The sequence below is a fragment of the Streptomyces rhizoryzae genome (assembly GCF_023155275.1).
GTDB lineage: Bacteria > Actinomycetota > Actinomycetes > Streptomycetales > Streptomycetaceae > Streptomyces > Streptomyces rhizoryzae.
This window is the reverse complement of the sequence record NZ_JALMUV010000082.1, coordinates 1-12,168: the sequence shown is the minus strand read 5'-3', so window position 1 is coordinate 12,168 and position 12,168 is coordinate 1. Positions and strand designations below refer to the sequence as shown.

The following is a 12,168-nucleotide window of genomic DNA, read 5'->3' as shown; positions in this document are numbered from 1 at the left end:
CCCCTCCCCCTCCCCTCACCCCACCTGCGGCTGGACCTCCGCGGAGATCAGCTCCAGCTGGTCCAGGTCATCGAGGTCCAGGATCTGGAGGTAGACCCTGGACGACCCGATGGCGGCGTACCGGCCGAGCTTGTCCACGACCTCCGCGGGCGAGCCCGCCAGGCCGTTGGCCTTCAGTTCGTCCACCTCCCGGCCGATGGCCGCGGCGCGCCGCGCCACCTCGGCGTTGTTCTTGCCGACACAGGCGACCAGAGCGTTGGAGTACACCAGGTCGCCGCCCTTGCGTCCGGCGGCTTCGGCGGCCGCCCGCACCCGCCCGAACTGGCGCTCGGTGTCGTCGAGCGAGGCGAAAGGCAGATTGAACTCATCAGCGTACTGAGCCGCCAGCCTCGGCGTGCGCTTCACCCCGTGTCCGCCGATCAGCACCGGCACCTTGCTCTGAGCCGGCTTGGGCAGCGCCGGCGACTTCTCCAGCTGGTAGTACGTGCCGTCGTACGAGAACTCCTTTCCTACCTCCGTGGCCCACAGGCCGGTGATGATCGCCAGCTGTTCCTCCAGCCGCGCGAACTTCTCCTTGGGGAACGGAATGCCGTACGCCCGGTGCTCCTCCTCGAACCACCCTGCCCCGAGGCCGAGTTCGATCCGCCCGCCGGACATCTGGTCGACCTGCGCGACCTGGATGGCCAGCACGCCCGGCAGCCGGAACGTGCCGGCGGTCATCAGCGTGCCGAGCCGGATCCGCTTGGTCTCGCGGGCCAGGCCGGCCAGGGTGATCCAGGCGTCCGTCGGTCCGGGCAGCCCGTCGGTATTCCCCATCCGCAGGTAGTGGTCGGACCGGAAGAACGCGTCGAAGCCGAGGTCTTCCGTGGCCTTGGCGGCCTTGAGGAGGGTGTCGTAGGAAGCCCCCTGCTGGGGCTCGGTGAAGATGCGCAGATCCATACCTCCATCCTGCACGGCAACAAGCCCGCCACCGCCTACGGGGCACACCTCCTGCCGCCCCCAGGCAGCCGCACTAACGGCATCAGCAACCAGTACCAGCAACCCATCCGCCCGTAAGACGGCCTCGGCAAGACGCCCCCATGAGGAGCCGACTCCACAAGGGCGCCCCGAGAGAGCACGCACGAGACGACCCGCGAGACGACGCGCGCCCCGAGGAACCCGAGGCGCCCCGGAAGGAAGGAACGAGCGCGGAGCGAAGAAGCGAAACGGAGCGAAAAGGCGGAGTGGGAAAGCGAAGCGAGGAAGCAAGAAAGCGAGGCGACGAATCGGAATGCGGAGTCATGAGGAGTCAGAAGAGCCCGAGGCCGCACATCAGAACGCCGGCCAGCCCATGGGCCACGAACGGGACCGTCCCCGTGGGGGCGCCGGTGACGGGTTCCGGCGTGCCCGATCCTGCGCGTGGGCGGGGCGTGCCGCCCGGGTGTGCGTGGTGACGACGTGTTCAGCCGGCGGGGCGCGCCAGGCGTCGCCGGTGGTGGTTCCGTGGGCAGGTCGGCAGGCGATCCGCCCGGTGTCAGGCAAGGTGCCGGTCGCGTACCTCCAGTTTCTCCAGTATGCCGGCGACGTGGTCCCGCGATTCATCGGCGGTGTCCATCGCCTCCACGCAGGTCCAGTACATGCCGTCCTCTTCCGCCGCGATCACTACGCCGACCAGTGCCTCGCACACCTCGCGAAGCAGCTGGCAGAGGCTGACCAGGGCCGCTTTGACGTCGCGTATCTCGGTCAGTTGCGCTGCCCGCAGCCCACCGGCGGTCGCCGTCGAGCACAGCAGTCCCCCGCTGAACCGCCCGCCCGCGTCGCCCAGTCCTCGGGCTCTGGACCGCACTTCGTACGGACCGAATATCGCGAGATGGCTGCCTATCGCCTCCGCCAAGGCTTGCGCCTGCCACGCTTCGACGACCACGTCATGAACCGTGTTCGCCTGCGCCAGACCGCGCCGACTGGCCGCGATGATCCGCACCGCGTCCATCCGCGTCCCTCCTTCCTTCTTCATCCGCGTTCACCCCGCTCCCCTTCCACTACCCAGAGTGAGGGTCAACAGCCAAAAACGCCAGAGGAATTCGCAAATCTGTGGACAACCAAGGCGCCGTGGAAAGATCCATGACTCCATAGAGTGACAAGAGGCGGTTTGGGGACGGTCGAGAGCGCGTCTGCGGCCCCCGGCGAGACCTCATACGTCACCGCTTTTTCATGCGCCACACAACATGAATTGTTCAACTAGCCGAATTCTGAGCGCTGTTGACCCGGAAGTCACGGCGAACGCAGCGTGTCGGCACACGGCGCGGGAGGCCGGTGGCACGTAGACGGCGGTACGCGGCACGGACCGCCCCGTGCCCGCCGCCCGTACCCGCTACCCGTGCGCGCAGGGAAAAGCCGGCAGGACGGGGGCTTCCGCCCCGCCCCGCCGGCTTCAGTACTGCCCGCGGCGCCCGCGCCCCGGGGCCGCCGGACGGCTACGCGCCGTCCTTCGGCCGGTCCGGCGGCGCCTGCCGGACGGCCGGGAAGCGTGTTTCATTGCGTTCGATCTTCGCGGCGAGCGCGGTCAGCGGGTCGATCCCCAGCGCCTGGCAGAACTGCAACAGATACGCCAGGACGTCCGCGACCTCGTCCTCCACCCGGGCGGCCTTCTTCGGGTCGGACATCACCGCCGCCGACTGCTCGGGCGTCAACCACTGGAAGATCTCGACCAGTTCCGCGGCCTCGACGCTGAGCGCGGCGGCCAGGTTCTTGGGGGTGTGGTACTGCTGCCAGTCCCGGGCGGCCGCGAACTGCGCCAGGCGTCGTTGCAGGGCTTGAAGATCCTCACTCATACCCCTAGGTGTAGCACCTGCACACCGGGCAGTCCCTCGGCGACCGCCGGGTCCCGTACGGTGCCGAGCAGGCGGACGTGTCCGCGTTCGGCCATCCGCACGGCCAGTGCCACCAGCTCGCGGGCCTGGCGGCGGTCCATGCAGCGGTCCATACCGTCCGCCATCACCGTCATCTGCTGCAACGCCGAGGGGATCTCCCCCACGGGGTCCATGGCGAGGACGCCGGGGCCGGTCAGCAGCACCAGGGCGAGCGCGAGGAAGCGCAGTTCGCCGTCGCCGAGCTGTTCGACGGGCATGTCACCCAGTTCGCCCCGGTCGAGGACGGCCCGCATGGCCTGCGGGCCGGACGGCGGCTGCCCGCCCTGCGCCGGTGTGCCGCCGGTCACCGCAGCCCCGCTCGCCCCCGCGGCGCCCCCGGCCGCCCCGTGGACCGCGCCCCCGCCGGCCACGTCGGGATCCGGCTGCCGAGGCACCGCGCGCAGCCCGTCGACGGGGCCGGCGCACGCGTCCCGTACCGCCGCGACGAGGATGGCGTGCCGCCGGGAGCACTCGCGGCTGGTGCGGTCCAGCACGGCGGCGAGGTTGTCGCAGGACGACCGCAGCCGCCCCTCGTCACGCTCGTCGTCGTGGCCCCAGCCGCTGGCGTCACCGCCGCTCCGTACACCCTTGCGTCCCCGCGCACCCGCCGGCCCGGAGCCTGCGGAACCACCGCCCTTCCCCTGCCGCCCTGCACCCCCGCCGCGGCCACCGGCGCGGGCCCCGGTGCCGCGCCGCGCCCCGCCCCCGCCGGACGCGCCACCGTCACCGCGGCCGTCCTCCGCCGTACCGGCCGCCGCCCGGCCCCGCATGGCCTCCGGCCGCGGATCGCACACAAAGGCTGAACGAAGCGCGACCACGACTTGTTCCGCCGCGGCGATGACGAGTCGCTGCCCGGCGGTCTTGCCCGCGACACGCAGCGGGAGGAGCGAGGTGGCGAGACGATCGTCGGGCAGGGGCGCGCGGGTCACCGGGGTCGCACCGGCGGTGTGCCAGGCCGCTTGGACGGCGGAGCGGGTGGGGTCGGTGAGGGCAGTGGTCAGCAGCGTCTCGCCGCAGCCGGTCAACCGCTCGCCGACGATGCGGAGTTCGGGTTCCGCCTGGACGGCGAGGTCGAGGTGGACGGGGCCGACCGGGCCGTCGACGGTGCAGCCGATGCGGAAGCCGCGCCGCCCCTGGCCGTCGGAGCGCGCCGCGGCCGGTACGCAGGCCGGGGCCCCGCCCGCGACCACGCCGACGGCCCGGGCCAGCGGGTCGCCGCTGCCGAGCCGGGAGAGGATCTCGTAGGCCTGGAGCGCACTGGTCTTGCCGCTGCCGCTGTCGCCGCTGAGCAGTGTCAACGGGCCGAGCGGCAGGCTGATCCCGCGATGGGCCTTGAACGCGGACAGACGTAATTCGGTGACGGCCGGACGCACACTGTCGGTATCCATGGTGAGACGCTATGCAGTCGCCGGCCCGGCGAACCGTTACGCCCAACTTCTCTTCCTACGAACGGGGGACGCCACCCGTTGCCGGTTCCGCGACCTCGGTGCCGACCGGCGCCAGCAGGAACACATTGGTGTCCACCCGGTGCATACCGCTGCCCAGCCCGAAGACCACGCCGCTGGCGAAGTCCAGGATGCGTTTGGCGACATCGGTGTCGGCGCTGCTGAGGTCCAGGAGGACCGGCAGTTGCGCCATGAGGTACTCGGCCACTTCCCGGGCGTCCGCGAAGGTCTGGACGCGGATGACGATGAACCGCCGGGTCTCTTCGGTGGGTTCGTCGTCGGGGAGGGCGCGATGGTCGGGCCAGGAGGGCCATTCGCTGCCGCCGCGCAGGGGTACGACTTCGGCGAGCCCTTCCCACTGCTCGTCGGTGGCGTCGGGGCCGTTCACCGAATCACCTCATCCAGAGGAGCGCTGGCTTTCTGCGGTATGTGCATCGCACGATTCTAGAGATAAACCTACAAACGTCATCGACTGCGACACACGCGGCGGCGCAGTCCATCCCATCCTGCCCCATCGCCCTGACCAGTGCGGAAACCTGGGCAGATCCGGACCGTCGAGTTTGTGTGTGCCCGTTCATCCTCCGTCGTGACGGAGGCACGGCGGCCGCCTCGCCGCGCATGGCGCGGAACTGACCGCACCTCACCTCGCCGACGGGGCGGCACCGCACCCGTGCCCGCCCCGAACGCCTCGCGCGGGAGCCGCGGTTGGGACGTCTCCGCTGGTCAGCGAGATTGTCAGTGGGGACTCGTACGGTAGGGGAGTGAATACGCAGAGTTGCCGTCCGGTCGGGGCGGGTCAGCGGGCGAGACGGCCGAGGAGGGAGGAGGCCGCGGCGATACCGGCGGCCGCCGCCGCGACGAGGACGGCGTAGTCGAGGAGCAGATGGGACGGGGTTCCGAGGAGCAGCCCTCGGAGGGCGTCCACCTGGTAGCTGAGGGGGTTGAACGTGCTGATGGCGCGGAGCCAGCCGGGCATCACGGCCACGGGGTACAGGGCGTTGGAGGCGAAGAAGAGCGGCATCGTGATGGCCTGGCCGATGCCCATCAGGCGGTCGCGGGTCAGCACGATACCGGCGATCGTCATCGAAAGGCAGGAGAAGAAGGCCGAGCCGAGGATCACCGCGACGGCAACGCCCAGCAGACGCAGCGGGTTCCAGGTCATGGCGACACCGAGCAGGGCGGCGATGAGGATGACGACCACGGCCTGGAGCAGCGCCTTCACCCCGGCGGCGAACGCCTTGCCGGCGATCAGCGCGGCCCGCGGTGTGGGAGTGACCAGGAGTTTGGTCAGGATACCGGCGTCCCGCTCCCAGATGATCATGATGCCGTAGAAGATCGCGATGAACATGGCGGACTGGGCGATGATCCCCGGCGCCAGATAGTCGATATAGGGGGTGCCACCGGTGGGGATGGCTTTGATACGGGTGAAGGTCTCGCCGAAGACCAGGAGCCACAGGGCGGGCTGAACGGCCCGGGTGTAGAGCTCCGTGCGGTCGTGGCGGAGTTTCTGGAGTTCGACCACGCACATCGCGATGACGCGCGTGGTCAGGACGCGCCAGCCCGTACGGGGCCGCGGAGGGATCAGCAGCAGCTGCAAGTCGTCCGCGGCAACGGTCGGTTCAGCCGACCCGGGCTGCGGTGCGGCGGGTGCTCCGGACATCGCGGAAGTCTCCTGACTGCTCGTCGAGGCCGGTGCCGGCGACGTCCCGGAAGACGTCCTCCAGCGTCGGCTCCGCGTCGGACGAGGGAGCGGGGGTGGTGGGAAGAGGGGAGGGTGCGGAGTCGCCGGACGCGGCGCGTGCCCAGCGGGTGCGCAGGGCCGAGCGGAGTTCGGCGGGCGTGCCGAGGGCGCGGATCCGACCGCGGTGCATCAGGGCGACGCGGTCGCAGTACTGCTCGGCCTCGTCCATGTAGTGGGTGGTGACCAGCACGGTCATGCCGGTGGCGGCGCGGACCGCGTTGATGTGCTCCCAGACGCTGGTGCGGGCGATCGGGTCGAGGCCGATGGTCGGCTCGTCGAGCATCAGCAGCCGGGGCGCGCTGACCAGTGCCTGGGCGAGTTCCAGGCGGCGGATCATGCCGCCGGAGTAGGTCTTGGCGAGCCGGTTGGCGGCGTCGGTGAGGTGGACGGCCCGCAGCGCCTGGTCGACGCGGGCGGCGCGTTCACGGCGGGGGACGTCGAAGACGCGGGCGAAGAGGGCGACGTTCTCCCGCCCTGTCAGCCCGGCGTCGGCGGACAGCTGCTGCGGCACGTAGCCCAGGAGACGGCGCACGGCCATCCGCTCCCGGGCCGCATCGTGGCCGAAGACGCGGACCATGCCCGCCGGGACGGGCAGGAGGGTGGTGATGCAGCGGATGGCGGTGGTCTTCCCCGCCCCGTTCGGACCGAGCAGGCCGAAGACCTCGCCCGGGCGGACGGCCAGGTCCACGCCGTCCACGGCCCGGGTCTCCCCGAAGGCGTAGCGCAAGCCGTGACAGCTCAAGGCGTCGCCTTCCGGGGCCCGGGGAGGAGCCGGTCCCCCGCCGGGAGCGGTGTCCGGGGGTGCTTCCGGCCCGGTCGGCGGGACCGTCCGGCCGGGATCTTCGCGGGTCATGGTCCCTCCGTCTCCTCGTGCAGGGTGTGGGCGAGCCGGCGCAGCGCCGGCAGGGCGGCCTCCAAGGCCGTCCGGTCGGCCTCGGGAAGGCGCGCGACCCGTTCGCGGACCAGGGCGCTGCGGCGGGTCTCCCAGTCGTGCAGCCGTTGCCGGGCCGCCGGGGTGGGGAAGAGCTGGGCCGAGCGCCGATCGGCGGGGTCGGTCTCGCGGTGCAGGTAGCCGGCCCGGCTGAGCTGATTGACCAGGGTCGAGACCGAGTTGTCGGCGAGGTAGAGCTCCTTGGCGGCGGCGGAGACCCGGATACCCGGGCGGGCGGCCACCAGTCGCAGGAGTTCGACCTGCGCGCCGCGCAGGGGAGGCGCGGGCAGGCCGGGCCGGAGCCGCCGGCGGATCAGCCGCTGGATACCGGCCAGTACGTCGGCCAGCTCGTCAGGGAGGTCCCCTGTGGCCATATGTCGACTTTAGCTCTGGATGAGAGGCAACGGCACGCCGCGCAGGCCAGGAGGGGAGCAGCGACGGCGACGGCCCCAGCGGCCACGGAAAGGGGTGGAAAGACACGGAGCCCTGCGGAGACGACGGAGGGCAGACGGAGGACACCGGAAGACCGGAAGACCGGACAGGGAGGCAGGCGCCACCGTATGACCGGCGCGACGCGACGCGACCGCCGAGGTAAGCCGGCGGCCAGCGGCCGACAACGCGCCGGCGGCCGGCGGCCAGCGGCCGGGACAGGGCCCCTCCTGGTCCGCGGGAAGGACCGCAGCGGGTGGGTAGCATGCGTTCCATGGCCAGGCCCAAGGAGTTCGATCCGCACGCCGCGCTCAGGGTGGCGATGGAGACGTTCCGCCGCCGGGGGTACGAGGGCACGTCCGTCCAGGACCTCGTGGATGCGCTGGGGATCAACCGCTCCAGTATGTACGCCGCGTTCGGTTCCAAACACGACCTCTACCTCAAGGCGCTGGAGCGCTACAGCGCGGACGAGAAGGCCAAGGCACAGGAGGAGCTGACCGGTGCGGGCCCGGCGCTGCCCGCCCTGCGGGCCTTCCTGCTGTCCTACGTGGACGCCGCGCTGACGGACCCGGAGCGCCACGGGTGCCTGGTCACCCATGGGGTGATGGAACGGGTCCCCGCCGACCCGGAGGCCACCACGCGGCTGCGGACCGCCCTCGGCGGCATGGAGGACGCCTACACCTTCCTGCTGCTGCGGGCCCGCGCCAACGGGGAACTGGCACCGGGGGCGGACGTGGGCAGCCTGGCGCGGTTCCTCGTCACGTTCACCCAGGGCCTCCGGGTGATGGAGAAGGCCGCGGACCGGACGTACCTGACGGAGGCCGTGGACCAGGCGCTGACCGTCGTCCGCGCGAGCGGCGGCGCCAGGGATGGTGGCACCGACACCGGCTGACAGTCGGCAGCAACGGTCGCATCGGCAGGGCCGTCAGCTCGGCCCAGCAGCCCTCCCCGGCACGCGAGTTGGCAGGAATCCGCGCGAGCCGACCGCCTCCCGGGGAGACGCGCGCGCAACCGGCGGCACACCCCTGGGTATCGTGACGCCCCGTGGGCGACAGCAGCACGATATGGACACTGGCGATCGCGGCGGTAACGGGTGGCACGGCGGTGCTGGCCAGTTGGGTGACCAGCCGCGGCAGCACCCAGGCCGCCAGGATCCAGGCGGAGACCGCGGCGCGGGCACAACGCGCCGAGCGGCTGCGGGAAAGCCGCCGCGCCGCCTATCTGGACCTCATCGAAGAAACCCATCGCATCGGCGAGGTGTACTGGGAGATCTCCGCGGAACTCCGGGAGCCGCCCTCCGCGGCGCGGAACGCCCGGCTCGACGTACTGCTCGACCGGGAGGTCGCGGAGTACGCGAAGATCCGCCGCTGCACGCGGGTCGTCGAACTGGAGGGGCCACCGTCGGCCGCAGCCGCGGCACTCGCCCTGCAAAAGACGACCGGCCCGTTCTACGAGGCCCTGCGGACGGGCCTGATCGACGCAGCGGACTGCCGCGAAGAGTTCGATGCCGCGTACCGCCCCTTCTGGAAAGCGCTGGAAAACTTCGTGAACGCGGCCAGGGAGGCCCACCAGACGGAGTGACCGTCGCCCGGCGCAAGGCGACGACAGGCCGCCACAGGCACCACCCACCACCTCCGCCGGCGGCCGGCGTCGCCCCTCCCCCTCACCCGTAATCGCCCCCGGACCCACCGCTGCCTCCCCTCCCCGCCGCCCGCCCGCGGATATGCCCCGCCCCTCAGCGACCGGCCCACCCCATCACCCGTTCGGCGTAACGCCTTCACCAAGTCACCCGCCACGACCGCGGCCCGTAAGGCGTCAGGGAGAAGGCGTGGGACAGGGCGGGGCGGGCCGGGCCCGGTGGGAGGAAGGACGGCGGGACGGGAGGCGGATCCCTACGCTGTCCGGGATGCTGCAAGAGCAATGCGCTTTCCGGCCCTTCGCCAGGGCATGTGCGCCCTCCGCCCGCTCTTCTCACCGCGGGCGGTGAATTCCGCCCGCCGCCCCCGTGCGCCACCTGCGGCAATCCAGCTCATCAACTCTTCGACGAAATCACCCGTCCTTCTCACTCCGGGAGTACGGAATGGCACAGGAAACCGAGAACACCGTCTGGAACTGCCCGTTCGACTACGCCGAGGCGCTGGAATTCGACCCCACGCTCCGGCGGATCATGACCGAGGAACCGGTCGCCCGCATCCGGCTGCCCTATGGCGAGGGCGAGGCGTGGCTGGTCACCCGGTACGAGGACGTGCGGACGGTGACGACGGACCGGCGCTTCAGCAGGCATGCGATCGTCGGGCGGGATTTCCCACGGATGACGCCGGAGCCGATCGTGCAGGACGAAGCGATCAACGTGATGGACCCGCCCGCCAACAGCCGGCTGCGGAGCCTGGTGTCCAAGGCGTTCGCTCCCAAACAGGTGGAGCGCATGCGGACCCGCACACAGCACGTCGTCGACGAGCTGCTGGACCGCATGGTCGAGGACGGGGCGCCCGGCGACCTCATGGAGAACCTCGCGTCGCCGCTGCCGCTCACCACGATCTGTGAGGTGCTCGACATCCCCGAGGACGAGCGCGCCCAGCTGCGCCACTACGCCCGGACGATGATGAACACCAGCCTCGACAACAAGGACAACGCGATCCGCGCCAAGGCCGAGATGCGGGAGTACTTCACGGAACTGACCGCACGGCGGCGGCAGGACCCCGGAGAGGACCTGATCAGCGCGCTGGCGACGGCCCGCGTGGGCGACGAGGTGCTGGACGAGAAGGAGCTCACCGTGATGGCCATGGTGCTCCTGATCACCGGCCAGGACACCACCACCTACGAGATCGCCAATCTCTCCTACACGCTGCTGACCCGGCCCAAGGAGCTGGCGATGCTGCGGCAGCACCCCGAGGCGCTGCCGCAGGCGATCGAGGAGATGCTGCGGTTCATCCCGTTCCGCAAGGGCGTCGGCATCCCGCGCGTCGCCCTGGAGGACGTGGAGCTGAGCGGGGTGACGATCCGGGCCGGTGACATCGTGCACGTCTCGTACCTCACGGCCAACCGGGACGGCGAGAAATTCGACCGCCCCGACGAGCTGGACTTCAGCCGCGAGGGGACGTCCCACATGACGTTCGGCTGGGGCGGGCACCACTGCCTGGGAGCCCCGCTGGCCATCACGGAACTCCAGTCGGCGCTCGGCACGCTGCTGCGGCGCTTCCCGGAACTGCGGCTGGCCAAGCCGGCCGAGGAAATCCGCTGGAACACCACGTCCATCTGGCGCTACCCGCTGGCGCTTCCGGTGGTGTGGTGAGCCGACGGGCCCCGGGGAAATGCCGCTCCGGCAGCGGCATGCGGAAGTCACTCCCCTGGCGTACGGTCGAGAGATGACCCATCTGCACGGGGAGAGTTCATCTTCGACGGATGGCCCGCTCGCGTCCTTCCAGGGTCTGTGCCGTCACGCCGGCGGAATCGTCGCCGATTTCGCCGGCCGGCACCGGAAGTGACAATGACGCGAATTTCAGAGCAGGTAGAGCACTGGGCGGACCACAGTCTGCAAGGAGTGCATCGATGGCGGTTTTGTGCAAACCGGCAATCGCGGTCCCTGAATACATCATCACCAGGGACGACACCCTCGAACTGGCGCGACAGCTGCACAGCGGTCATACGCAGCTCAACCTGGTGCTGCGGCTGATCGAGCACACGGGTGTGGTGCGACGGCATCTGATCCAACCGATCGACAAGGTGCTGGAGCATCCGGGACTGGACGCCCGTAGCGCCGTCTACGAAGAAGAGTCCAAAGCGCGCGTCCCCGACGTGGTACGCAGGGCGCTGGACCAGGCCGAACTCGAGCCACGGGACATCGATTTGATCATCTATGTCTCGTGTACCGGCTTCATGATGCCGGCGCTGACGGCCTGGCTGATCAACACCCTCGGGTTCCGGTCGGACACCCGGCAAATGCCGATCGCCCAACTCGGCTGCGCCGCGGGAGGCGCCGCGATCAATCGCGCGCACGACTTCTGCCGGGCGTATCCGGAATCCAACGTCCTGCTCGTGGCCTGCGAGTTCTGCTCGCTGTGCTACCAGCCGACCGACATAGGGGTCGGCTCGCTGCTGTCCAACGGCCTGTTCGGGGACGCGGTCGCGGCAACGGTGATGCGGGGCAAGGGCGGCAACGGCGTCCACCTGGAACGGAACGCCTCGTACCTGATACCGCACACCGAGGACTGGATCTCCTACGCGGTACGTCCCACGGGATTCCACTTCCAGCTGGACAAACGGGTACCGGGGACGATGGAACCGCTCGCGCCGGCGCTCCGCGCGCTCGCCGAGGAGAATCGCTGGGACGCCGGGAATCTGGACTTCTACATCGTCCACGCGGGTGGCCCGCGCATTCTCGACGACCTCAGCCGCTTCCTGGGCGTACCCCACGAAGCATTCCGGTTCAGTCGCGCGACGCTGACCGAGTACGGGAACATCGCCAGCGCCGTCGTCCTCGACGCCTTGGCCCGGATGTTCGACGAGCACTCGGCCCAGGACGGCCAACGGGGCCTGATGGCCGGCTTCGGCCCGGGCATCACGGCGGAAATGTCGTTGGGCACCTGGACTTCGGGGGCGGCGAGCGACTGATAGGCCGACAAAAACGGTCCCACAACGCAAGAAAGGCCCGCACCATACGGTGCGGGCCTTCCCACAAGAGGAGTTCGGCGGCGTCCTACTCTCCCACAGGGTCCCCCCTGCAGTACCATCGGC

The 12,168-nt window shown here is 70.4% G+C and carries 12 protein-coding genes; 4 read left to right on the top strand and 8 right to left on the bottom strand.

Annotated elements, in window-relative coordinates; genetic code table 11:
* Nucleotides 1-15: 15 nt before the first annotated feature.
* The 8 genes from MUU72_RS34210 to MUU72_RS34175 form a co-directional block, all read right to left on the bottom strand.
* A complete protein-coding gene (locus MUU72_RS34210) occupies nucleotides 16-939 on the bottom strand; it encodes an LLM class F420-dependent oxidoreductase (protein ID WP_248017357.1) in 924 nt (307 codons plus the stop codon).
* 574 nt (nucleotides 940-1,513) lie between these two features.
* On the bottom strand, nucleotides 1,514-1,969 hold the full coding sequence (locus MUU72_RS34205) for a DUF6099 family protein (RefSeq protein ID WP_248017356.1): 456 nt from the start codon (nucleotides 1,967-1,969) through the stop codon (nucleotides 1,514-1,516).
* Nucleotides 1,970-2,453: 484 nt separating this feature from the next.
* Nucleotides 2,454-2,810: a nucleotide pyrophosphohydrolase gene (locus tag MUU72_RS34200; protein WP_248017355.1), complete on the bottom strand. Its 357-nt coding sequence runs from the start codon at nucleotides 2,808-2,810 to the stop codon at nucleotides 2,454-2,456.
* Nucleotides 2,807-4,276, bottom strand: coding sequence for an AAA family ATPase (locus tag MUU72_RS34195; RefSeq protein WP_248017354.1), 1,470 nt, complete (start codon nucleotides 4,274-4,276; stop codon nucleotides 2,807-2,809). The genes MUU72_RS34200 and MUU72_RS34195 overlap by 4 nt, the downstream gene beginning before the upstream one ends.
* 55 nt (nucleotides 4,277-4,331) lie before the next feature.
* On the bottom strand, nucleotides 4,332-4,721 hold the full coding sequence (locus MUU72_RS34190; protein WP_066983872.1) for a cell division protein SepF: 390 nt from the start codon (nucleotides 4,719-4,721) through the stop codon (nucleotides 4,332-4,334).
* A 408-nt stretch (nucleotides 4,722-5,129) separates the two neighbouring features.
* Nucleotides 5,130-5,993, bottom strand: a complete 864-nt coding sequence (locus MUU72_RS34185; RefSeq protein WP_248017353.1) for an ABC transporter permease — start codon at nucleotides 5,991-5,993, stop codon at nucleotides 5,130-5,132.
* Complete coding sequence (locus MUU72_RS34180) at nucleotides 5,953-6,927, bottom strand: ABC transporter ATP-binding protein (protein WP_248017352.1); 975 nt, start codon at nucleotides 6,925-6,927, stop codon at nucleotides 5,953-5,955. Before MUU72_RS34180 ends, MUU72_RS34185 begins: the two co-directional genes overlap by 41 nt.
* Nucleotides 6,924-7,379: a MarR family winged helix-turn-helix transcriptional regulator gene (locus tag MUU72_RS34175; RefSeq protein ID WP_248017351.1), complete on the bottom strand. Its 456-nt coding sequence runs from the start codon at nucleotides 7,377-7,379 to the stop codon at nucleotides 6,924-6,926. The genes MUU72_RS34180 and MUU72_RS34175 overlap by 4 nt, the downstream gene beginning before the upstream one ends.
* A 329-nt stretch (nucleotides 7,380-7,708) precedes the next feature.
* On the opposite strand from MUU72_RS34175, the gene MUU72_RS34170 reads away from it, so the two are divergent.
* From MUU72_RS34170 to MUU72_RS34155, 4 genes are all read left to right on the top strand, one after another.
* A complete protein-coding gene (locus MUU72_RS34170; protein WP_248017350.1) occupies nucleotides 7,709-8,326 on the top strand; it encodes a TetR/AcrR family transcriptional regulator in 618 nt (205 codons plus the stop codon).
* A 152-nt stretch (nucleotides 8,327-8,478) separates the two neighbouring features.
* Complete coding sequence (locus MUU72_RS34165; protein WP_248017349.1) at nucleotides 8,479-9,015, top strand: hypothetical protein; 537 nt, start codon at nucleotides 8,479-8,481, stop codon at nucleotides 9,013-9,015.
* Nucleotides 9,016-9,514: 499 nt separating this feature from the next.
* Nucleotides 9,515-10,726 carry a cytochrome P450 gene (locus MUU72_RS34160; RefSeq protein ID WP_248017348.1) on the top strand — a complete coding sequence of 404 codons (1,212 nt, stop codon included), beginning with the start codon at nucleotides 9,515-9,517 and terminating at the stop codon, nucleotides 10,724-10,726.
* A gap of 257 nt (nucleotides 10,727-10,983) precedes the next feature.
* Complete coding sequence (locus tag MUU72_RS34155; RefSeq protein WP_248017347.1) at nucleotides 10,984-12,045, top strand: type III polyketide synthase; 1,062 nt, start codon at nucleotides 10,984-10,986, stop codon at nucleotides 12,043-12,045.
* Nucleotides 12,046-12,168 lie beyond the last annotated feature (123 nt).